Here is a 24,316-nt window from a genome sequence, read left to right on the forward strand (position 1 = left end):
AGTCTCTATTTTATCAATTGCAACAATTATTATAGGGCAATGAGCAATAATCTCTTATTTCAATTTGTTCATCAACAAATTCTTCCCATGAAAGTATTTTACAATGATTTTTTGGTACTATATACATTTTTTCCTCTATTTCTGATGAATTAGCCTTACTTGAAATTGATTTATTATCCAATTTAATCTTTCCACAATCAATATCCTTGATGAAGTCGTTGTCAATTTTAACTGCTTTAAGAACCAGATCAACTTTAGTAATTCGATCAACTTGGTGACATTTTTTTATAAAAAAAATAATATATACATTAAACTCTTGTTTTACAAGATGTTTGGCTGACCTGACTTTCCATTCTGCAATCCACAATTCAATATTGTCATTAAAATATATAATTTTTGACCCTGTTACATCAAAATATGAATTCGTACATATACAATTACTGAAATAGTCAAAAGTCCCATTCTTATCAAAGTTTATATTTAAACCCTCAACCCCTTTACCTGATTTTTCTAATATGCAATCTAAAGACGCTTCATAAATTTCCCGAAAATGTTTTTCTTGAGCAATAGTTTCTGCAATCCTGCATGGATCATTTAAATAAAATTCTTGATATTTGTTCATTATTTGGATTTTTATTGTTTACAGTTTAATTTGAAGTTATTATCGAATATGTTGAATAATTCATTATTCATTAAATTTAGAGTTTTTGATCGTTGACTTTGGCAAACTAGAATGGAATCATGTTTAGGAAGACAGCAAATTCCTTTATTATACAATTTAGGCAATAGATGATCTATAAAAATTCTGGATTCGAGTCTTTGCAATAGAATTGGGAAGTAATTATTACCCGATTTATAATTCAAATCGTTTATATCCTCATTTTCAGACGATCTAAGCGATTTTATCGGCTCGAGCTCCTTGAGATCCATTAAGCGCTCAAATATCATCTTAAGTGATTTAATGAGCTTTATGACGTTTGGGAAGTTCTGATTTAATATATTTGACTCATTTACCTTATAAGATTTATATTTTCCAAAGATTAATTCAAAAACTAATGTTTTAATCTCAATCCTTGATTTTTCTTTTCCGCTTTCAATGGATAGTAATACTAATTTGTCATAAATTACTCCATCATAAACGAGTTCTTTAAATAACCTTACATCTTTTTGATCAAATATGCTCCAAAAATCGGAACAGTAATATGTATTACCGCTTTTACTACTATTATTACTTATATTACTATTATTATCTAATTTAAATAGATAATTATTAATCAAAGGTTCAACTAAATCCAATAGAAATCCCTTTCTTAACTTTACTTGATCTAAGTAATTGAAAAAGATACATAACTGGCTATTAGCAAGATCAATTTCCGTTATGGGCTCTGAGTCCAGTTCAAGTAAGTTTACAAAGATCTTTGGAAAGTTTGTTAACAGATAATCCAATCTAAAATTGGTAGAATTCCTCTTTGGTTCTATGGTGTTGGAAAGGGCCATATTTAGAATAACCTTATACCTATTTCTTAAGTCAAAAGCCCTGCTTTCAATAAATTCTGATTTATCAATGATTTCTAAAGGATCAGATTTCGAATTAGCTTTATACTTTAATTTTTTAATTTTTGGAGTTGTATAAGTCTTTGATTCTACTTTGTTCAATATATAATTCCAATGCTCTGTTAAAATACTATCAATTTCATTTTCAGTGGTATAAGTAGCCTTTAGTTTTTCTAAATTTATTTTAAATCCATTTGGGATTTCGTAGTCTGTTTTTTTGGACTTCGATTTATTGTTTTTTTTCGTGGTATATGAAATTTTCGCTAATTCACCAGTTAAATAGCTCGGATTAATTCTGTATTTACAAGCTAAATGATTTAATTTACTAAAAGTAGTACCATCTTTATACACAAATTTTTGAAGTATATCATTTTTCTTCAATGGATTATAAATAATTTTATAATTTCCATTATTATTATTCACCATTAGCAGCTTATAGCTTTTGCTTAAGACATTATATTCCTCAAAATCCATTTTATTTAAAATATATTTATGATAAATTGTAGAACAAACTTTTATGGCTAGATTTAAATTTTTTCCATCAAACAGTTCTTTTAGTTTAGAAATAAGGAGTATGGGTAAAAGTGTAAAAACTTCACTAATAGTAAATACCGCCTTTCTTGGTGCTTTTTTTTGACTTCTTTCAAGTACTTGTACCATAATTAAATAAGTTTATATTCGTCAATAGTTTTAACTTTAAAACCGTCCATAAATTCATCTAAATCAGTTAGTTTAAACCTAAGCATCTTTCTTGACAACTTAATGTGTTTAATTAATGCTTTAGAGGTCATCTGATATAAGGTACTTTTTTTAATGGACAAATATTCGGCTGCCTCATCTGGTGTGAGGTAAGCCTTACTATTATTTAGCAAGGTTTTCATTCAATAAATTTAATTGTGTAATAATTAATTAGAAGTACAAAGATACGAAAAAATTTCTAAAACAACAAGAAAAAGTCAACCTACTTAACTGATTAATAGGTAGTTATTACTCTGAGATACTCTGCGATTGGAATATTATCAATTTATGCTTAATCTTGAAAACACAAATAAATTTAATTGAAAAATAATAATATTTTTGTACTTTTACATGATTAGAATACTTTCAAAGTTTAATTCTGTAATAAAAATTAGTATTCAAAATCGTTACTTTAAATAAATTTATAATATAAAATACCTGAATTTTTAAAATCAATATTTAATAATAAATAAATATTTCAATATGAAATTATTCTTTGCAACAATAGCAATTTCAATTACATTGGTATCTTGTAAACCAACTTTATACTTTGGAAGCTATGGACAAATAAACCAAACTCAAGTTGTACTTTCAAATTCCAACTTTAAAGTATTGGGAAGTTTTAAAGGTATGGCATCAGAAAAGAAGATGCAAATTAGTATTAAAGGCAACGAAGGGCTAATTAATATTGCTAAATCAAATTTATTAGCAAGTGCAAAATCAGCAGGCATTGAATTAACTGGAAGCAGAACCCTTGTCAATGTTTGTGTTGACATTATACAAAACAAAAAAAGAGTAACTGTAACAATCTCTGCTGAAATTATAGAATTCACAAAATAGAATAATTGTATCTGTCATTCTACAGATTTTAGTATCTAATGTTTATTGGTTTATTGGTTTTTCATGCAATGCACAATTTTAGTTATATCACTGCAATTCTTTGTTGATTTTCCGCTTCTAAAAGTACTTTTTACAAAATTTTCATTTAGATCTTTTTTAAAACACAATAAAGTTAAATCCCAATGAGATTTACTTTTAAGTCCTATAAACAAATTCGCTTTTTTTAACTCTATAATGATATCTTTAAGATCACCTGGATATCCACTCCAAATTAATGGAATTATTGGTTGAGACCCATTAAATAAATTTAAAAAATCATCTTCTAATTCTTTTCCAATTCCAGATAATGGAAATAATTCTTTCAAATATTTTCTATTTTTATTAAAATTAATAATCTGAAATGATTTTGGACCTTCATCAAATAATAACAAAACACTATCAACAAATCTTTTAACCACAACTATATAAACTGCAGCTCTAAATCTATTTACAATATCATTATCAGTATACCATTCATAAGCAATACCTTGCTCATCATAAGCTATGTTATGGTTTATGAACTCATCAATGGGAGAATACAATTCTTTTGGAATTCCATCAGCAATTATGGATAAAGCAGTAACTGGAATTGTAAGATTATATAATTTAAATAAATAATGGAACTCATTTTTTTCAAAATAGATAGGCTTTGCTAATTCATCTAATGATTTATAAACAGATTTAAAATGTGCCTTTAAAAATTCAGATTTTCTTTTTTCCTTTCCTTTAATTATTTTTTCTATATGTTCTAAAACTTCAATTTCAAACGATTCTATTGCTAAAATAATTTCTGAAACATTTTTATATACTGGTTTTACAAATTCTGTATATTTTTCTGGTTCAGCTCCTTCGATTTCTTCAAAATAATAAGAGCGATCTCTGTTAATGAACTTTCCATAAAAACCCAATTCTTGTATTCTTCTTTTTATAGTATTGAAATCCATATTATAAATTATAAAACTTTATCAGCAAAATCTGTTTCATCTACAGATAACTTACTTAAATAATAATCAGTTGTTTTGAGGTCTTTATGACCAAGTTTTTGAGAAATAATTTCATTAGATATTCCATTACTTTTTAAAACTTGAGCAAATGAATGTCTTGCGACATATGATGTCAAATTACTTTGGATTCCCAATTTTACTTGAATCATTTTCAAATCATTATTATATTGCTTTAAACATTTCTTAATTCTATCATTCTTTTGTTGCGGTGAAATATGAATTAAGTTATTAAGTATTGGAAAAATATAGCTCCCTTTATCCTCTTTATGTATATTAAAATGATCCAAAATGAATTGAATTGGCTCACTTATAAGTACACTAAAATTATGCCCAGTCTTTTTGCGACTAAAATTAATTCTATTATGCATAATGTGACTCCATTTGAGATGTGCCATGTCTGTAAAATTCATTCCTCCACCAAAGTAACTAAATAAAAAGTAATAATGCGCCAATTTAAGGTGACTATTTAGGTCAGAATCAAAGTTCTTTATTGCTACTATTTCATCATTTGAAAGACCTCTAGGATTAAAATTAGATTTCAATTTACTTATATTATACTTTCCATTCTTTGATTGTGGTGTTGAAAACGGATAAAAGTCCTTATTTAAATATGATCTATTAATTGCTTCATTAAGAATCGCTCTTAAAGTTCTCATTCTTACTGAGATACCACCGTTGCTTCCACCACGTTCAACTAAAAAGCTTTCAAATTTAACAAGGAAGTTATAATCAATATCCTCTGGTTGTAGATTTGGACTAGGCTTGAATCCTTTTAGAGCTTTTAAAGTGTCCACATAGACATTTTTATTACCAATTTTACCTTTTTTTTCAAGCTCCTCTATGATTGTTTCAATAAAGCTGTATAATCCAATTGGCTTATTAATGCCCTTATAATACTTATCAAAAGCCTCAAAAGTAAATGGCTTATCACTTTTGGCCATATCGCTTAAGATCAGTTCAACCTTACTACGAACATTTGTTATAAGCATATTCAATACTTTGTAATTTGGCATTTTAGAATTATACCCACCTTTTTCAACATTCCATTGATCTTGGAAACATGACTTGACAATAGAATACCTCTTCGGCTTTTCATTGGATACAATTTGTAAAATAATAGGATGTGTGCCATCCTTAAGCGTTTTATGCTTGTATTGCAATATTTTATAACTTAACATCATAATATAAAATTTAAAAAGTCCATAATCTTGGTGTAAGTGCTGGTGTAAGTGAGATTTAAAATAATATACAAAATAACAAAACTATAATTTTATATAACATGTTGTATATTACCATTTTATTTCCATATACAAAGATACAAAATTAAATGCAAATATTGTAGTACTGCTTTGGGAGCAGGGGGTCGAGAGTTCGAATCCCTCCGCCCCGACTGAAAATCAAGGAGTTATGAATTCATTTTCATAGCTCCTTTTTTATTTGCATACAATTTGCATACAATACGTTTGTTTTTTGTTTTTATAATCAATTAATAATTCTACAATACCGCCTAACCTTTTATCTACTTTCCTAACCTTTTATCTACTTTAGTATGTTTTTTACTCAAATCTCAATTGTTCTGATTCCAAAATTACTTGTTATTTTTTTTAAATAAAATAGTTAGCTTGTAATACTTAAAGTAAAAATTCTATATAATAAGTTAATTACCCGATACAGAAAGTAATTACTATTGATAATCAATTAGTTATAAAATATAGGTGCAAGTGGGTTACAAATATGGTGCAAATTTTTAAATTCAAAATCCTTTAGATTACATATTATTTTGACTAGGATCCGGAAAATGAGCAATTGATTCAGGCGATATTCTTTCATTTTCACCTAGGAGGTGTACTCTAAATTCTGCTAAAACTTGTTTATAATGTGGTGCATTAGGTTCCTTTATTAACATCTTTGTCATCATTTCAACTAAATTTTTTGGCAACCATAAACTTGCGTCAAATGCCAACTTGTTTAACCTATTCGAATCTCCATTTTTTTTATTAAATTCTAATATCAATTCTGCAATCATATCAGCTTTAAGTTTAATTAATTGATCTATCTTATAATCTTCAAGTTTTTTATCTTTTTCGAGTTCGATTCGAAATTCGATTATTTTAGTAAAAAATGTAGCTAAACCAAGTTTAAGAGCAATAAGGAAGACACCAAAAAAGCCAGAAGCTTTTAATATCCATTCAAGAATCGAAACAAAAAAATCAATCATATTTTTAAAATTTAATTAATAAAATATATTAAATCGTTCAAAATTAAGAAATCATATTGGAAATATTGTAGATAAATTTTCCAATTAAAGCTATTGGCTATCTAAGTCTATATTATTCTCAAATATTGCCATAAGCTCACCGCTCGGTTGATATCCTGTTAGTAATTCCGCTGTGTCATAGCTTACCCAATCAAATAACTCAGGAACAAGGCAAAACATCATACTGGTAATTATGATGAGTACAAAAAATATTTAAGTTGGTTATTCTGAGAAATCTAAAAGGATTGAAAAATCATCTACAACAATCACAAACATATTGAGTTAACTCATCTTATACCGACAGAACCTATTCGAGGTGAGCTATTTTATTAATGTTCAGTAACGGCATCTTTTTTTTTAGTGAGCCAGAGTATATCCCTAGCTTTTATTAATCTTGGTGTCTATTTGTTTTCAGTAAGCCAAAGTAGTTGGAAGCATTAAGTTTTAGTTCTTCCAATTTTATCCTTTGAGAAGCCTTAAATTCTTCATCGTGCATAGAGTTTTCATTTAGTTTTGTTAGACCCTTTAAGATGGCAAACATTGGGAATTTTTGGTAAATGAGATTTATATACCCAAGAATAAATTCTACATCTTCTTTGAATTGTAATGAAGTGAGCCTCATTCTTTGATCTTTAATTGCATCTTTATACTCTTCTGGAGGAAACTCTTTTACTGGATATCCATCTCTATGCTTTACGCAATTGCATATCCAAGATATTCTCCATAAATGTTTATTGTTTTTCCAATCACGCATTTTAAACCCAAATTTTTGCTCAAAAAAATTTGCAACATCTTCTTTATCCTTATAAGAATCATTGTTCATTTCATAAACCATTTCAAGAAGTTTGTCTATAAAGTTTTCATATTTATGAAATAATCCAACATATGATAGTCGCATAAGCTCATCAATAGGTTCTCGGAATTCATCTTCTGATATGTGGAGTAAATCCTTAAACTTACTTCTTTTTAAATCTGCTTTTTGTTGCTCAACTGCTTGCTGTGTAGCTGGAAGATATTTACCAACAACCAAAGACCTGTAATTTAAGATATCTGTATGCCTCAATACAAAGAACTCAAAAAATCTTCGACTGGATTCATTTTCGTAAATTATTTTGTATTCTTCAAGAGGAATACTAGAGATCAATGCATTCATTGTTGCATCAAAAATGTTTGGCTTTTTCTTGTCCATTGTAGATTATATGTTTTTTCAATTCTAATGAGTAAACCGAATTAAAACACATTATGCATTTTTTTTAATGTTGGCCCTTTTCTTCTCGCTTATCTTAAATCTCACAGGCCTATCAACAAAAGGCTTAAATCTATCTATTGGTATGGATGATCCTTCATATATTTATTCTGCCTTTTTATCTCTGATAGCAAAAATTCTCTTTCTGATTCCGTAAGTGTCGTTAAATTTTTGAAATAAATTTGTTCCTTGGGATTCTGAGAGGTTTTCGATTCTATCTGCGATTCCATAATCTTTCAATAAGTTTATTTAACGAAGGTCCAAATTTAGCATATAATTGTTTAAATATTCAATATAATATTGAAATGTTGCCCCTGTTCACAAAACCAACAACTCCACCTATAGACTATGCATGGTCCAAAATGGTCAGACACAGGAAGGTGGTCTAAGTAAGTTTGCTAAGTATACATGAATCCAGTTATAGAGCGCATTTTATTAATGACTTCATTAATGAAATAATTGAATTAATTTTGAAATGAGAACTCAAATATCACGATATTCTGTTGTTCTATTAGTAACAAATCGTGGTTCCCCATTATAGATATGAATTTTATTTGTCCAATTTCCCATTTCATCTATAGTATAATGATATTCACTTACTTTATTGAATATTTTTGATTTGCGTAAATACACCGATTTTAATCCATCCTTAAACCTATAGTAATTAAGCACATCTATCAATTCTTTTTTATCATCAAGTATGATGCATCTTATTAGTTCACCGTTGAAATTATATTTGTTTTTTTTCCAAGATATAATCTCATCTATATTACGGTAGGTCAATGATTCTATTAAATTGTGATTTATATCATAGGTTTTGTATATCATAAATTCATCATCTTTATTATAAAGACCCAAAATATTTATTATTTCTTTATTTTCATTATATGTATGGATGTGTTGTTCTGTCCAAATTAAATTTGAATTGAATGAAAAATGTCTCACTGTTTCAATTTTAATTCTTCCTTTACTGTCATAAGTAAATTCACTAGTTGAACATAGCTCATAATTGTGTAATTTTGAGCAAGTTACAGATATTAAAACGGCTTGGTGATTATAGAAATAATTTATTTTATAAATGCAGTCCCTCCCATTGTGAAAACTTTCCGTTAGAAGACCTTCTGAATTAAAGTATAATCTATAAGTATTATTAAACTGGGCTTCCATTACCAGATCAAATGATTTTGTTTCAATTGCTATTTTATGCACATTCTGAGATAGAAATTTCATTCCAACTTTGTACTTGGAACAATACTTTTTATACGCGTCAAGTAAAATATGCAAAATTATATTTTTAAATTTTAATAATCAATAATTGTGGCAAATAAATGTAATGTTAATATTCTATTACTTTCCTAATAGTTTCCTCTTATTCTGAGCTAAATTGGCTCCGTTTGTGCCTCCGTTTGCCAACTGGCATATTGAAGGTGTAAATTTGTAAACTCAAGTTCAAATATATTATGAAAAATGATAGTTTGCAAGTAGATATTTATAAAAATTATAAATATTCCCCCTTTATGATATGAATATAATTTCAAATACCTTCTTGAACAAAACAATATGAATATGAAGTCCAATCAGATTTTGCCCTATATTTACACTAATCATCTAGCCATTTGTTTGAAGTAGACCTATTCGATCAATCATTAAGCCCTGATTCGCTTGCAGCAGCAATTGTAGAACGGGCATTTGCAGGAAAATATGAGTTTCTAGGAACTCCTTACTCTGATCATTTGTTTAGGGTAGCGGAAAAATGTGTTGATGAATCCACTAAAGTAGTTGCATTGTTACATGATCTATTAGAGGATTGCCCAACATGGAGTGCTGAAAGATTATTAAAATATTTTCCTCAAGATATAGTTCACGATGTAGTTTTACTTACTAATGATACGTATCAAAGCTATGAGGTTTATATACAAAGCATTTATAACGGGAGCCAGCGGGTATTAGAGGTCAAAATTGCAGATCTGGAAGATAATATGGACTTGAAAAGATTACCTGAATTAAGAGAAAAGGATGTTCAAACACTAATTCGATATCATGAATTTTGGCATTACTGTCTTTTTGGCATTAAAACAAATAGGTATAATAGTCAGAATTTAATTTATAATTGCATAATCCGGAGCAAAATGACCCACCCTGATTTTGAAAATTCAGAAAGTTATCGTTGTGAATGATACTAAGATCTGAAGCAAATTGTCTCATCTCTTTAAGCAGTCAAAATAAAGCCCATTCCCCTACTCTCCTTTAATTGTTCGGTTTTGCTGTCAATTCTCCAAAAGCAGGTGATTCGCTCGGGACTAAGTTATATCTAAAAATCAATTAATTAAGTTAATATAATTGATTAGGTGCGATATTTTGTGCAGTTTTATGCTCAAAAGTATTAAGAATGTATTAAATAATACTTTAAAAGCGAACTCCGATGACTTGGGAAGTGCCTAAGTTGTTGTAATATAGAAAAATAAAACACAAAGCAGTTAGTCGTTTGGATACCTTATAACTTAGAATTTAAATAATTCTATAATTATACCATTAAGGTTATAACCAATCATTATCTAATGCATTATTGGCAATTTGTTCGTTTTTTTCCTGCTTAATATCTTGTTGTAATGCTTGTATAATTGGATTAAGCCTTGACGAAGGAATCCTATCTGCTATATTTTTGTAAGAATTTTTATTCTCTTTTAACATTTCGACAATAGCAATAGAATCTTGATCATTTTTGATTCTTTGTAGCATGTTGTCAAATGTATCCATTGCACTAAACCTATTACAGTACACAGATGTGAAAAGTGTAATACGCATTGCTTTAATTCGAGTTTCTAAATCTTTGCTATTCAGAAAAATTCTGTTCATGGATTTTGCAACTATATCTGCTTCAGAAAAGTCAATTCTATTTTCAAGAAAATACCTTTCAGTTAACGAATCATATAAAACTATTAATTTCGAACAAAGTAGTGGAAAATCACTTGCTAATGTTTCTAAAAGCTGTAATGGAATTTTATTGAATTGATTAAAAAATATTTCAGGATCACTACTAAAAAAGAAAAGGGCTTGGATCAAACTTTCTAAATTATCCTTATCGTAAATATTTTGATTAGAGTTGGCTTTAGCTATATTTAACAAGTTTTCGTATTCATTCCTTGGATTTGATGCTGGATTTAAGGACATTAAATAGTTATTTAAAGCATTTTCAAGTTCTCCAACTGATTGATATCTGCGATTCAATTCGTCATCGATACATTTTAAAATTATATATTGAAGTCCGGCAGGTAATCTTCCTCTTTCAATTAATCCAGGATAAGAATTTGTAAACACATTATAAATCGTTTTTCCAAGCTGATAAATGTCGCTTCGAATAGCAGCGTTTTTTGTTCCTCCTTTTAAATAAAATTCTGGCGGAATATATCCTTGAGTGCCTATAAAAGCATTAGAATTTGTTAAAATTGTACTATCCCGGTCAGTGAATTTACCTAATCCTAAATCGCTAATTTTTACTTTATTATCTATATTTATTAGAATATTTTTGGGTTTTATATCTCTGTGAATGATTCCCGAAATATGAATAGCATTAATTCCTTTACAGGCTTGAAGTAAAATATTAATAGCAAATTCCGGATTTGCCATCAACTTATCAATTTTTTGGTCTATAGAAAATTTGCAAAGGGGCATTACAAAATAAGGTGTATCAGTATCTAGATTATAGTATAGAACCTCCATAACATTGTCGTGTTTGATATTTGCCATTAGTCGTACTTCTCTTTTAAATCGACGTATACTCTCTTCATTCAATTCTTTACATATTTTTAATGCAAATTGATCTGGTCCCAGCTGAACTCGAAATACCTTACCCATTCCTCCTTCTCCAAGTTCATCAAGAATTATATATTTCCCATCTATCTTGTCTCCTATATTCATATTTCAATATTTTGATTGTATGACTTAAATCTTATTTGGAATTCTTTATAAAATTGGATCTAAGCAATTCCTTTATGCCATTCCGTCCCGTCATCATCACTATAACTAAAATAAGTCCGTAAATAATTTGACGCATGTTGGCGGCAATGCTGTCTGGCATACCAACAAAGCGAAGTGCTTCGGGTAAAAGAACCAAAAATGCTGATGCTAAAAAGCTTCCTGTCAAGTTGCCAAGTCCGCCAATGATAACGATCGAGAGAACAAAAATTGATTCTGAAACAGTGAAACTTGTGGGGTCAATGTAGGAAATGTAGTGAGCATATAATGTCCCAGGAATGGCTGCAAACATTGCACTCAATGTAAATGAAACAGTCTTGGCGAGGTAAACATCTTTGCCAATGCTCTGTGAGTAAATTTCGTCTTCGCTGATAGCTGTCAGCGTTTTGCCGAATCCAGAATTGGAAATATTTCGCAACACTAACCAAAGGCTTGCAACAAAGATAAGTGAAAGCGATAGAAAAGAAATTTTGCTGTCTAAGTTGAAACCGAAAAGTGAAATAGAAGGAATGCCAGAAATGCCTAAAGGGCCTCTTGTCAAGTTCATCCAGTTATTCATGATGGAAAAAAGAATTACCTGAATGCCCAATGTGCAAATGATAAAATAATCTTCCACTGTCCGCAAAGCGATAAGTGAAACTATAAATGCAATTGCTCCGCTAATGAGCATTGCCAAAGGAATACTTAACCAAAAAGAAAAACCAAACTGTGTTGTAAGAATTGCTGTTGTATATGCACCTATTCCGTAAAAACCTGCATGTGCCAATGAAATCAAACCAGTGAAACCGGCTGATAGATTTAAACTTTGCGAAAGCAAAGTATAAAAGCAAATGAAAATAAAAAGGTGCAAAATATATTCCATATTACACCTCCACTTTTTTTAGCCACTTGCCACTAAAGCCAAGCGGTTTCCAGATTAAAAATAAAATGAGAATAATGTAAGTAACTGCATCCATCCATTTTGTATCTAAGTAATACGCTGCAAGATGCTGTACTATGGCTACCAGCAGTGCGCCGGCAATAAGTCCTCTTGTACTGCCAACACCTCCTATAATCATTGCTACTACTCCATAAAGCAAAAGATTGAAACCGAAAGTTGGTATCATGTTTGTGTCCATTGCTGAAAGTATCCCCGCGGTAGCTGCCAATGCTGAACCAATGCCGAAGGCAATCAAAACAATTTTGTTGGATGAGATGCCATAAATGTTACAGAGTTCGGGATTGCTTGCAACGGCACGAATTGATTTCCCTGTTGCTGCATATTGCAGAAACAAGTTGACTCCAATGAACAAAGTAATGGAAATAACAACGGTTATCATTTGAATGGTGGTGATGTATGCACCGAAAATTTGATTGCCTACCGTTACTTCTGCCGTGTTGATGATATTAGTATCGTCTCCGAAAAAAAGTGAAATGAAATTTTGCAGTACTACATACAAACCAATAGATGCAATGAGGTAAGCCAATGACGGAACATTTCTTTTACGCATTTGGCGATAAATAAAAATCTCACAACCCATACCAACTAAAATTGCCACTGAAATAGATAAAGCAATTGAAACCGGAAATGGAATTGAAAATTTATTTGTGAAAAATAAGACCATGTAAGCACCCAATGTGATAATGGCTGCATTGGCAATATGGAAGAACTTAATCGTGTAGTAAATTAAACTAAACGAAAGCCCTACCAGTAAGTAAAGCTGCCAACTCAATAATATGTTTATGATAATCTGCAATGAATTAAAGTTCTAAAAAATTCCTAATTTTGCGTCAAATTTACGAAATGACTTTGGCTTTAAAAAGAAAAATACCAACTCTCTTTCCAATCGATGGATATAACAATGTTCCAATTGAAGAATGCAACGAGTCTTTGGTTCAACTAACTGAAAGTAAGAGATTAAAAATTGCCAACACATATTACCAAAACAACTTTGAAGGGTCGGAATCTGTTTGCTATTTGAGAAGTTCAGTTGCAAAAATGCTTTTAAATGCATCAAGTAATCTGCCTGACGGTTTTGTTTTGGTTGTGAATGATGGTTGGAGACCCTATAAAGTTCAATTAGAAATTTACAAGAGAGTGTTTGAAAATGTAAAACAAATTCATCCTAATTTTTCAAAAAGCCAATTACATGATGAAGCTGCAAAATACGCATCAATTGGAAGTTTGATTCCAGAAATGCCTTCACCACATTTTACAGGTGGTGCAGTTGATGTTACTCTTGCAAATGAAGTTGGAGTTGAATTTAACATGGGTAGCGAATTTGATGCAAGTATTACTGAATCGGGAACTAGATTTTTTGAAGAAATGATTGAGAATGGCTCTGAACTTTCAAATGCTGAATTTGAAGCATTACACAATCGGAGAATTCTATTTCACTTAATGATTGAAGCTGGGTTTACAAACTATTCAAACGAATGGTGGCACTTTGATTACGGCAATCAACTTTGGGGTAAAATCAAAAATAAAAATGCAATTTATGGTTTAACACAACCTTAATTTTTCCAAGGTGAAAACATTCGGTAAATAGGATGCAGCCATTGTGGTTGCTCCGCCCAAACAACTTCTTCTAACTCGTTGCACAAAGTTTCTACTTCCATTTGAGTTAATACATTTTCAGCAGCTGGTAAATAATCATACTCAATTGCCCAATCTTCGTTTGGAAATAATTTCTTGTCTATCAAACCAACTTGCGTATGCTTTGCAAAATAGAATGGAAACACATCAATTGAATCAATCAAACTAGAATTATTCAAACAAAATTCAATTGTATTCATAGCTTCTTCCACACCAGTGCCGGGGTAGCCAAACAAAGTAAATAAATGAGTTTTTATTCCCTTGTCCGCAAAAGCTTTCAATAGTTCAATTGCTTTATCTGAATCAGATTTATTCAGTAAATCTCTTTTTGTGGAATTGATTAACTCCAATCCGATATAAACTTTTTTCAGCCCTGCGGCAGAAACCAATTTTAAAAATTTACTATCCATCCAAAAGTTATCCAACCTTGCATAACCTTCAAAACTACATTCAACTCTTTGTTTTATTATGTCATCTGATAATTTTCTCAATATAGTAGGATGAAGTGCTTCGTCAACAAATTTAAAGTTTCTAATTCCTGTTGTTGCAATACCATTTTGGATATCGGTAAAAACATTAATCGGTTTGTCATTTCCCAAAAAGCCATTGTTCCCGTAAGCATAAGGGATTGCACAAAATGTGCATTTTCCATAGTAGCACCCTCTTGAACCTAATATTGGTAAGTATTGATTTCCCCAATATTTTTCATTCTCAATTCCATTGTAAGAAGGTCTGCCAAATTCAGTTGGTTTGAGATATTCAATTCTGTTTTTTTGAATTCCATTTTTGTCTTTCCAAATCAAATTAGGAATAGAAGATAGCGAACTATTGCTTTCATGTGCAGCCACATATTCAGCAATACATTTCTCTCCTTGAAATAAAACGGCTGCATCTATCAATTCAAAAATCCATTTCTTAATAAAATCATCACCTAATCGAGTTATCATATTTCCGCCGACAATTATTTTACCTAAGTAGCCAGCGTTTCTTAAAACCCGAATAGCAATTAGCGAAGTCAGTAATTGCGAAGGGACTATAATTGAAAAACCAATAATAGGAATATCTTCCGCTTGAATTTTTTTCAATAACGTATCTAAATACATTTCGTCAAATGGAGATTTCAGAAAAGAAAACTCTCTAATGGACTCTGATGATTTTAGATTGCATCCAGTAAAATTAAACCCGGACTGAATATCCCAAATTGCATTGTAGGGAGAAACAATTTCAGTTATTCTATCTTCAGACCTGTAATAAAGTTCACTATAAGTTTCAAGATTGAAAGATGCTCCAACCTTGTTTACTTCTGCTGCCGTAATTGAAAATCTATTGCGGTGGCTAAATTCAATATTGAGATCTAAAACAGAAACATTCAAACCACTGTTTTCAAGAAAACCTTTCAGTAACGGCAAAGAAAAATAGATTCCGCCTGGAAGGTAAGTCCATCCTGGCGGTTGAATAAGCAAAGTGCTTGTAAAAGAGCACTTAGATTCCTTTGCCACTTTTGGGTTTCCTTGTTGAAGATGCTTTTTTCGTTTCAATTTTTTTAAATCGTTCTTTTACTTTTGTTTTAATCTCTTCAGATTTTTTTGATTTTTTTGATATCATGTCGAACATACTTTTTTGACTTTTATTTATAATTATTTATTGGGTAAATGCTGATTCCTAAGTTTTCATCTTTTAGTATTCCATCTTCATTGGGCGTTTTGGCAGTCAAGAATACTTTGTCAAGATTTTTGCAAATGTTACTCCATTTATCAATGTCTTCTTTCTTATGGTGAATTTCAATATGAGCAAAGTCAAAGGACTTGTCCATAACCGTTTTGAAACAAAACAGCCACTCTTTACTTTTTGTTTCCCTAATAGCAAAGTAGTCCAATGTTTTATCGGTCTTTGAATCCCATAAAATATCCGCAAAGATATTTAGTTTGGTAGTATCAGAAGAAGCACCTGTAGGTATTTTAAGTTCAATAACCTTGCAAGAATTATTGAAATGAAGATTATCCAATACATCAGACAATGCTTTATTGGTATATCCCAATTTGGCATCAGTTGAATTGAATTTGGGAAAGGATTCCTTTGTGCCAAAAATTATCTCATCATCATTATGTGAAGCATTTGTTGAATAGTAATACTCATCTTTTAGTTGTTCTTGAAAAAACTCTTTCTTTAAGTCAATACACTCTTCGCCTAATTCTTTTTTCAAGAAATCATCATCTGAACCATTAGGGTCAATGGCTAAGAAATGCCTGTTAATTTTTAACTCTTTATTTTTTGAAAGTATGCAACTTACAATGAATTGATTCCAGTCCTCGTTTCTTTTTGTTCCATTTTCATCATAGTTAAGAAATCGTTTTGGGGGTAATACAATTACAGTGTAAACTTCGTAATCTTCTTTAAACTTTTTTAGAAAACTTTCATTCTGTAAAATTGGTTGAAAGGTTTCTTTAAGAATTTTCCCAAAGAACTGAAACTTGGTAATTATTGAAGAGTTTTGATTGAGTTCTTCAGAAGAAACTTTGAAGTATTGATTGAGTGAACTAATAATCCATAGGTTAATCAAATCGTTTTCTTTTACTTGATTTGTAATGACTAAAAACTGCTCAGAAATAGTTTCAGTAAAACTTTTGAAAACAGAGTCTAAAGGGTGTTTTTCATTGATATTTTCAGAAACTTTATCCCGAAGTTTTTTCAATGCAGACCTAATACTGCTTGTTCCTACTAAGTATTCAGCATTAGTTGCAACTTGACTAAAATCCCTTTTTGAGTTTTTGATAATTTCATTTAACGATTTCATCTCATCTCTCCCTTGAACATACTGTTCTCTCAACTGTAGGAGTTCACTAATTACATTCGTAGCAATGTAGGACACAACTGCAATTAGTAACACACGAAAGAAATCAGAAGTAAAGTCTTGAAAGAGTTTATTATCAATTGAGCCACCTAAAAGCATTTGATATTCCTTCTTCACATATAAAGTGCAAACACCAATTATCAATGACCAAAGCCAAATATTTCTTAGCGAAAACGGAACTGTAGTAATTACTTTATCAATTACAAAAAAACGCTTTTCTTGTGATGATAGGTAAATCGCAAAATAGCGAATGCTTTCTTCTTTGTCACTCTTACGATTTGAATATCTAAAGAATTTTTCAATCTGCTCCTTTTTTTCCATGTTGTCGTCCCCGGGGTTTTGAGAAATAAAATCGGACTTGATTTTGGCAAAGTCAATTTTTCGCTTTGAATAAAATGCGTCTATGAAACTGTCTCTTCTTTTAAGAATAAAGAAAACGACAAATCCTATCATAATTAGAATAGGGACAATGGCACTTAAAATTGAAATCAAAATTGAAAAGTTCTGATTACGCATAACGAAAAAGATACCAATAGAAAACCCTGTTGCAATAATAAATGTAAGTAGAAACCAAAAAGTAAAAAGCAACTCCCTTAGAACTCTATGACCTAGAATAAGTTTTAAAATTGAAGTGAATATTATATAAGAAAAAAATGGAACAACTGACCAAGCAGGGTGAATATTCAATTCGCTTGAAAGGACAAAAATCACAGTTGAAAAAACAATCAAAATGACCAGTGAATCTGTTGTTGATTGAACAATTTCACGGGCTGCTTTTTTTCCAATTCCGTTGTTTTGATAATTAGATTCAATTAATGGGATTGAAACAGGGGGATATAAAAGCTGTTCAATGATTTCAACTTTATCTTTGAATGCTTCAAAACTATCAGTGTCTTTCTTACAATAAAATCGCATTATTTATAAAGTTTAAATTTTCCGTTTAATGCTTGATAAACATAGAATGATTTATTTACTTCTCCATTTTTGTCAAAGGTTGTTATTCCTGTAATGCCTTTATATCCTTTATCTCCAGTCATTGCATACAAGTATGATTTAATTTTTTCAGCATCCATTCTGTTTGCTTTAATTGCCATGGCTACAATATTTGTAACCTCATAATAGTATGCAGCATACACATCAGGTTCTTTGTTGTACTTCTTTTTGAAATTTTCATTGAAGGAATTTATCATGTCGTCAGATACTCCATAACCCAAAGCCAAAGTTGTGTAGAATGTTCCTTCTGCTGCATCCCCTGCAATCTTCAATAAATCTTCAACCATCGCCCCATCGCAACTTATGAATTTAACAATCAATCCTAATTCTTTCGCTTGCTTTAAAAGCAAGCCAGATTCAGCAACATGCAATGGAAAGAAAACAACATCGGGATTGGTTGCTTTGATTTTCACAATCTGCGTTTTCAAATCTTTAATTCCAATGTCAACACCTTCGCTAATTGTTATTTCCCCACCAAGTTCTTTGTATTTATTTTCAAAAGCAGTTTTTAAAGTTATGCCGTAATCATTGTTCTGAAAAATAATTGCTGCCTTCTTTGATTGCAATTTGTTATGGCAAAATGCAGCAACATCACTTCCTTGTTTTGAATTTGGAGGTGTAATTCTAAAAACATAATCTCCTGCATCTGCAATGCCGTCAGCCGTTGCACTTGCACCAATCATGACAACTTTGTTTTTATTTACAATTGGTGCAACAGCCAAAGTAACTGATGAACCAAACGGACCAATTATCAAAGGAACTTTATCAGCACTCACTAATTTGTTTATGGCATTAACTCCATCAGTTGCATTGATTTTATCATCTTCAAAAATCACTTTGAATGGCTTGTCAAGAAGTTTTTTGTTGTTGATTTCTTCAACGGCAAGTTCAACGCCTTCTTTTGTTGACTTACCATAATTCGCACCCTCACCAGTCAGGGGAGTGCTGCAACCAATTACATATTGGTTTGCGCCGGTTTTGCCTTGGTTACATGAATTGCATCCTATAAGAGCATTTACAATTATTGAAAGTGCTATTAAAATTTTTATGTTTCTCATTTTGAATGAATTTTTTTAAACAAATACTGAATTTAATTCTTTGATGTCAAAGTTTGCTTTCACTTCTGATTCTCTAAAAACCTTGCCAAGTTTTAAACCAATAATTCGGTTTGCAATCGGTACACATTCTTTAACACGGTGTTCTACTATCAGCAAAGTGATTCCATTTGCATGGTTTAACTCTCTCAAATTTTCAGAAACGAAGGTAATATTTTGAGGTGACAACCCAGTGAAAGGTTCGTCAACCAAAATCATTTTCGGTTCGTGTAATATCGCCATTGCCAAAGTGAGCAATTGGCGTTCGCCACCGCTAAGTTTCATTGGTGTTCGGTGCAAATGTGGCTCAAGAGTTATGAAAATTGAAAGTGCATTTTCTATTCGTTGCTGTAAAATTTGTTGATTAAGTGTTAAACCAGCCATTTCCAAATTCTCTTTCACGGTTAGGTCTTCAAATAAATTATTCTTCTGGGGTATGTATAGAATACCTTTTTTCAAAAGTGCTGAGGTTGGTTTGCCTGTAATATTATCTCCGTCAAAAATTATTTGTCCGTTGTTCCATTGTGGCAACATTCCGTAAATGGCTTTGAGTAAAGTAGATTTTCCGCTTCCGTTGCTTCCTGCAATCAAAACAATTTCGCCTTGCTTCACTTCAAATGAAACATCAAAAAGCACTTGCTTTTTACCGTAACCGGTTGTTATGTTTTCTACTTTCAGCATTTTGTTTTCAGATGTATGCCTCCATTACCTGTTTGTCTTTTCTAAGCGTTTCCATATTCTCAAAGGTGGAGATTTCTCCATCGTGTAAAAAGAAAATTTTGTCGGCAACATCGGCAATAAAATCAGTGTTGTGTTCAATAAGTAAAATGGTTTTGCCTTGTTCTTTCAATTGTTTAATAAGCATTGCAATCTTGTTGCGATACTCGGGTTGTATGCCTGCCACTGCTTCGTCAAGCAACAACAGGTTTGCACCGTTTGCCACACAACAAGCAAGTGAAAGAAGTTTTTGTTGTCCGTAAGAAATTTCAGCCGCCAAAGAATTTATCACATCACTTAGAAAAAACTGTTCAACAATTTCATTTGCCTTTTTCTCCTGTGCTGCGTTTGTGATACGGTGAAAATTTTCAGGCAACATTGCAGTGAGCCAATTGTCAGTTGGGTTTTGCTGCATTGCCAATACGATATTTTCTTTCACCGATAGTTTATTAATCAATCGCAAATCCTGGAAGGTTCTGCCAATGCCTTGGCGGTTTATTTTGTAGGGCTTTTGGTAAGTGAGATTTATTTCTCCGAAAAAAATCTCACCGCTTTGCGGTTTTATGAAACCTGAAATGAGATTGAACAAAGTTGTCTTCCCTGCCCCATTGCTTCCCATCAAAGCATAAATCTTTTGCTCCTCTAAAGACAATGAGATGTCTTTGAGAATTCGCTTTCCAGGTGAATGCGAGAAGCTAATATGTTTTAATTGAAGATTCATTTATAATCTACAAATATAAGTTGTTACCTGATATTTCTTCTACCTTTAAAGTTATCTATTAGAAATTAATGGCAAATTCATTCTATTAATTTTGAATTGAGTTCATGTTGATCATTGGTAATTATTGCCAAATATTTAACTATACATTGTACAAAAAGCAATATATTATTGTGTAAAAATAAGGTATTTAAAATTTTACCTCTTAGTTAAAACGTTAATTTGGTTGGTTTATTATGGTCAGTAAGGTCATTTTTTATTTAACTGACCTAAATTTTCGAATAGTAAAAAGTGCTTCAAATCATGGTTTTCAGTTTTACTGGACGGGATTTTCAACAAAAAAATCAATCTCAGAACTTCATTTAACTCAAATCCTTTCTGTTGTTATCATGACTGTCTAAAACACAACAGACTTTGGCTAAATTCTAAAAATGATTATATTGTGATAACTTTAACTATTGTATAACTTGTCTTATCAGGCTCATAATATATTCCAAGTCTCTATCATCTTCAACTTGTACTTGATAATCGCCTTTGCCAAAATGACCAATTTTAGAAACATCTCTGGCTAGATGTTTTGAGTTGTCCAATTGACCTATCTTTTTGCTAATGTTGAGATTTAGTTTCCTCTTTTGAATTTCGATGATTGAAGTAAAATTTTGAATAGTTTTTTGACAACTTTGTAGTTCAGATTCAAGCTTATGAAGCTTCCAAATATCCATTAAATTGTGCGATAGTTAATAATATTCCTTGATATACTCATACGCCCTGTTATACAAATCCTCGTCTTTAATTTGATATTTTGTCCAAAGCACTTTTCGTAATTCCCGTTTCACTTCTCTTTCTCCAACTGTCGAGTTTTGCCAACCGTCAAAGCGAACTACTTTAACAATTTCGTCAATATCGTTTACTATACGTTCCACAATGGCTGGTGTCGTGTCGGTTTTCAGTTCAAGAAACAATTCTGTCAGGGCAGCTTTTGCATTTTTCTGTTCTACTTCAGGTTCAGTTCCTTTCTCGGCTTGTAATGTTTCTTTTGCTAACTGGCAAAGTTCTTTGATGAATTCAATTGAATTTATCAATCCTTTCTCTGCCTTGTCACGAATGGCTTCCAGTCTTTCACTAAGTCTTTTAAATATTGGATTGTTGCCGTGTTTGTGTAAGCGACTGATAAGAATTTTCAAAACCTTCTCTGCTTGCTTTGGGTCTTTCTTATTCATTAAATCGTCAATCACTTCAGCATCCAAAATCATTTCTTCCATATCGTGATTGATACCCGAAACATGAATGTGCTCATGTATGAGTGCTGTTGTCTGTGCACCTAAAGCATGCCATAACAATCTGCCGTTGTCATCTGATGCTGGTTTTACAGAAGTGTAAACCTGCGACAACCATTTGTAATCTTTCTCGAATTGATTTAAAACTGGGTCAGGTGATAAGGCTTCCCATAGTTTTGTCAGGCTGCTGAAATCTTTTGCAAGAGCATCTCTCTTTTCGTTGGTGTTAATGCAGTCTTGTGCTCTTGATAATCCTTCAAAGCCCGCAATGGTTCTGTCAACACCTACAAAATGGTTCAAGCATTTTTCCATCCATTCAGGAAGTTTCTCTCTCAATTCCTGCAAGTTTGTAATTACTAGTTTTACACTTTCTTCATCAAATGCAAGTGCTTTTGCAGTGTCGTCAAATACGCCAAAGTAATCCACAATCCTGCCGAATGTCTTATTTGGGAAAAGTCGGTTTGTTCTGCAAATGGCTTGTAAAAGAGTGTGGTCTTTCAGTGACTTGTCCAAATACATGGTTTGCAAAATCGGTGCATCAAAACCTGTCAACAATTTTGCTGTTACAATCAGAAATTTCAAGGGCGAATCTGCATCGTTGTATTTCTCAACTACTTTTTCTTGCTTGTCTTTGTCCATTGCATACTTCTGTTTGAAATCAAAATCATCATTGGCTGATGAACTGATAACAACTTCGCTTGCTTCTGGATTTATCAAAAGGTCTAATTCTACTTTGTATTGAACGCAAGCTTCACGGTCTGGCGTTACAATCATGGCTTTTAAACCTTCGGGTTCAACGTGTGCTTTAAAATGTTCTACAATGTCGGAAACTATGGTTTTTACACGTTCAGGTGATTTTAAAAACACTGCCATGTTAGCGGCTTTCTGACTTAGCTTGTTTCTGTCTTCTTCACTTAGGTCGTTTGCCATTTCTTTAAAAGCAATGTCCAAACTTTCTTTGTCAATGTGATAATTCGGCAAACGTGGTTCAAAGTGTAAAGGCAAAGTTGCATTATCTCTTATACTTTCCTGAAAAGTGTAACGGCTCATATATCCGCCACTGTCTTGCTCGGCACCAAAAGCCCAAAATGTATTTTTATCCGCTTTATTAATTGGTGTTCCTGTTAAACCAAAAAGAAAAGCATTTGGTAAAGCATTTCGCATTTTACGTCCTAAATCACCTTCCTGTGTTCTATGTGCTTCATCAACCATCACAATAATGTTTTCCCGTTTGTTCATGTCGGGATAAGCATCTTTGAATTTGTGCACCATCGTAATGATAATTTTCCGAGTGTCTTGTTCCAATAGCTTGTGTAATTCTTTGATGCTATCGGTAGTAATCATGTTGGGCACATCGGCAGTGTTGAACGTGGCTGTGATTTGAGTATCTAAATCTACTCTGTCCACTACAATCATAACTGTTGGATTATTTAGGTCTTGTTGCTTTCTTAATTTCTGAGCAGCAAACAACATCAACAACGATTTTCCAGAACCTTGAAAATGCCAAATCAATCCTTTCTTAATTTCTCCTTCTCTTACCCGTTGCACAATGGCATTGGCTCCTTCGTATTGCTGATAGCGGCAAACCACTTTTATTTTTTTCTTCTTGCTGTTGGTGGCGTAAACGGTGTAATACTGCAAAATATCCAACAGCGTTGAAGGCTTGAGTAAATGCGTTAATTGTTTGGCTACATCTTGCAAACCGATGAAATGACTTAAATCGTGTTTTTCATCTTCTAAACGCCATGGTGCCCAAAACTCCAAAGGAGTTCTTACACCACCGATAAATATTTCTTTGCCTTCGGTAGCAAACGAAAACACATTGGGAACAAATAATTGCGGAACGGAATTTTCATAGACCACATTGATATCATGTGCTCCATCAAACCAAGTAACAGAAGGACGCACAGGTGTTTTAGCTTCTCCAACAACCAACGGAATTCCGTTGACAAACATCACAATATCAGGAATTTTGGTTTCTCTTGCTCTTAGTTTAAACTGATTGCAAAGCACAAAACTGTTGTTCTTCAATACTTCAAAATCAATCAGGCGAATAGCAACATGCTCGTTGTTTTTACCAATTGGAAGAGTTACTTCATTGCGAAGCCATTTAGAAAATTCTTCATTAGCTCTTACCAAACCCACATTGTTTACTGTAATCAGAATGGCTCTGAGTTTATGAATAACTTCTTCTGCTCTGTCGGGATTTGCGGCAATATCAGGATTGAGGCGGCAAAGCGCTTCTTTCAATTCCCTTTCTACAAACACTTCGGTATAATCCCGTTGCAATAAATCGGCTTGCACATATTTCCATTTTACCGAATCATATTCTACGGCATCCTCTTTTACTACATTGCCTTCCACAGCATTTAAGTTCACCCCAGTGAATTGGTGAATTATAAAATGCTCTACGGAATTTTGTTCATTGAATGTCATAA

20 protein-coding genes are annotated in these 24,316 nt (G+C 31.8%); 3 read left to right on the forward strand and 17 right to left on the reverse strand.

Annotation, left to right across the window (positions count from 1 at the left end):
• Nucleotides 1–13: 13 nt before the first annotated feature.
• The 3 genes from IPK88_17805 to IPK88_17815 are packed head-to-tail and all read right to left on the reverse strand — an operon-like array spanning nt 14 to nt 2,435.
• Nucleotides 14–622, reverse strand: a complete 609-nt coding sequence (locus IPK88_17805) for a hypothetical protein (protein ID MBK8245285.1) — start codon at nt 620–622, stop codon at nt 14–16.
• An 11-nt stretch (nt 623–633) separates the two neighbouring features.
• Nucleotides 634–2,214: a hypothetical protein gene (locus IPK88_17810; protein ID MBK8245286.1), complete on the reverse strand. Its 1,581-nt coding sequence runs from the start codon at nt 2,212–2,214 to the stop codon at nt 634–636.
• 2 nt (nt 2,215–2,216) lie between these two features.
• On the reverse strand, nt 2,217–2,435 hold the full coding sequence (locus IPK88_17815; protein ID MBK8245287.1) for a helix-turn-helix domain-containing protein: 219 nt from the start codon (nt 2,433–2,435) through the stop codon (nt 2,217–2,219).
• 340 nt (nt 2,436–2,775) lie between these two features.
• Here IPK88_17815 and IPK88_17820 point away from each other — a divergent pair, with 340 nt between their 5' ends.
• On the forward strand, nt 2,776–3,132 hold the full coding sequence (locus IPK88_17820) for a hypothetical protein (GenBank protein MBK8245288.1): 357 nt from the start codon (nt 2,776–2,778) through the stop codon (nt 3,130–3,132).
• Between the two features lie 50 nt (nt 3,133–3,182).
• On the opposite strand, the gene IPK88_17825 is transcribed toward IPK88_17820, so the two are convergent.
• The 5 genes from IPK88_17825 to IPK88_17845 all read right to left on the reverse strand — a co-directional run bounded on the left by IPK88_17825 (nt 3,183) and on the right by IPK88_17845 (nt 8,908).
• Complete coding sequence (locus tag IPK88_17825; protein MBK8245289.1) at nt 3,183–4,115, reverse strand: hypothetical protein; 933 nt, start codon at nt 4,113–4,115, stop codon at nt 3,183–3,185.
• A gap of 8 nt (nt 4,116–4,123) precedes the next feature.
• Nucleotides 4,124–5,356, reverse strand: a complete 1,233-nt coding sequence (locus tag IPK88_17830) for a site-specific integrase (protein MBK8245290.1) — start codon at nt 5,354–5,356, stop codon at nt 4,124–4,126.
• A gap of 587 nt (nt 5,357–5,943) precedes the next feature.
• Nucleotides 5,944–6,393, reverse strand: coding sequence for a hypothetical protein (locus IPK88_17835; protein MBK8245291.1), 450 nt, complete (start codon nt 6,391–6,393; stop codon nt 5,944–5,946).
• 427 nt (nt 6,394–6,820) lie between these two features.
• A complete protein-coding gene (locus IPK88_17840; GenBank protein MBK8245292.1) occupies nt 6,821–7,621 on the reverse strand; it encodes a hypothetical protein in 801 nt (266 codons plus the stop codon).
• 540 nt (nt 7,622–8,161) lie between these two features.
• The gene (locus tag IPK88_17845) at nt 8,162–8,908 is read right to left on the reverse strand and encodes a hypothetical protein (protein MBK8245293.1); all 747 of its coding nucleotides are present in this window, start codon (nt 8,906–8,908) and stop codon (nt 8,162–8,164) included.
• 386 nt (nt 8,909–9,294) lie between these two features.
• Between IPK88_17845 and IPK88_17850 the strand changes: the two genes are divergently transcribed.
• Nucleotides 9,295–9,855: a hypothetical protein gene (locus IPK88_17850; GenBank protein MBK8245294.1), complete on the forward strand. Its 561-nt coding sequence runs from the start codon at nt 9,295–9,297 to the stop codon at nt 9,853–9,855.
• A 361-nt stretch (nt 9,856–10,216) separates the two neighbouring features.
• On the opposite strand, the gene IPK88_17855 is transcribed toward IPK88_17850, so the two are convergent.
• Genes IPK88_17855 through IPK88_17865 form a run of 3 tightly spaced genes read right to left on the reverse strand, consistent with a single transcriptional unit; the run spans nt 10,217 to nt 13,389 of the window.
• Nucleotides 10,217–11,596, reverse strand: coding sequence for a serine/threonine protein kinase (locus IPK88_17855; protein MBK8245295.1), 1,380 nt, complete (start codon nt 11,594–11,596; stop codon nt 10,217–10,219).
• A gap of 31 nt (nt 11,597–11,627) precedes the next feature.
• A complete protein-coding gene (locus IPK88_17860) occupies nt 11,628–12,515 on the reverse strand; it encodes a branched-chain amino acid ABC transporter permease (protein MBK8245296.1) in 888 nt (295 codons plus the stop codon).
• Between the two features lies 1 nt (nt 12,516).
• Nucleotides 12,517–13,389 carry a branched-chain amino acid ABC transporter permease gene (locus tag IPK88_17865; protein MBK8245297.1) on the reverse strand — a complete coding sequence of 291 codons (873 nt, stop codon included), beginning with the start codon at nt 13,387–13,389 and terminating at the stop codon, nt 12,517–12,519.
• A gap of 29 nt (nt 13,390–13,418) precedes the next feature.
• Here IPK88_17865 and IPK88_17870 point away from each other — a divergent pair, with 29 nt between their 5' ends.
• Nucleotides 13,419–14,150 (forward strand): M15 family metallopeptidase, encoded by a 732-nt coding sequence (locus tag IPK88_17870; GenBank protein MBK8245298.1) that lies wholly within the window; start codon nt 13,419–13,421, stop codon nt 14,148–14,150.
• Here IPK88_17870 and IPK88_17875 read toward each other — a convergent pair.
• From IPK88_17875 to IPK88_17900, 6 genes are all read right to left on the reverse strand, one after another.
• The gene (locus IPK88_17875) at nt 14,147–15,766 is read right to left on the reverse strand and encodes a hypothetical protein (protein MBK8245299.1); all 1,620 of its coding nucleotides are present in this window, start codon (nt 15,764–15,766) and stop codon (nt 14,147–14,149) included. The two genes, IPK88_17870 and IPK88_17875, sit on opposite strands and share 4 nt — an antisense overlap.
• Nucleotides 15,767–15,855: 89 nt before the next feature.
• Nucleotides 15,856–17,994 (reverse strand): tripartite tricarboxylate transporter TctB family protein, encoded by a 2,139-nt coding sequence (locus tag IPK88_17880; protein ID MBK8245300.1) that lies wholly within the window; start codon nt 17,992–17,994, stop codon nt 15,856–15,858.
• Nucleotides 17,994–19,130 (reverse strand): ABC transporter substrate-binding protein, encoded by a 1,137-nt coding sequence (locus IPK88_17885; GenBank protein ID MBK8245301.1) that lies wholly within the window; start codon nt 19,128–19,130, stop codon nt 17,994–17,996. The genes IPK88_17880 and IPK88_17885 overlap by 1 nt, the downstream gene beginning before the upstream one ends.
• Nucleotides 19,131–19,145: 15 nt before the next feature.
• Nucleotides 19,146–19,847 carry an ATP-binding cassette domain-containing protein gene (locus IPK88_17890; protein MBK8245302.1) on the reverse strand — a complete coding sequence of 234 codons (702 nt, stop codon included), beginning with the start codon at nt 19,845–19,847 and terminating at the stop codon, nt 19,146–19,148.
• A 7-nt stretch (nt 19,848–19,854) separates the two neighbouring features.
• Complete coding sequence (locus IPK88_17895; protein ID MBK8245303.1) at nt 19,855–20,604, reverse strand: ATP-binding cassette domain-containing protein; 750 nt, start codon at nt 20,602–20,604, stop codon at nt 19,855–19,857.
• A gap of 734 nt (nt 20,605–21,338) precedes the next feature.
• Nucleotides 21,339–24,314 carry an HsdR family type I site-specific deoxyribonuclease gene (locus IPK88_17900; protein MBK8245304.1) on the reverse strand — a complete coding sequence of 992 codons (2,976 nt, stop codon included), beginning with the start codon at nt 24,312–24,314 and terminating at the stop codon, nt 21,339–21,341.
• Between the last annotated feature and the right edge of the window lie 2 nt (nt 24,315–24,316).

Source organism: Candidatus Defluviibacterium haderslevense (assembly GCA_016712225.1).
Classification (GTDB): Bacteria; Bacteroidota; Bacteroidia; order Chitinophagales; family Saprospiraceae; genus Vicinibacter; species Vicinibacter haderslevensis.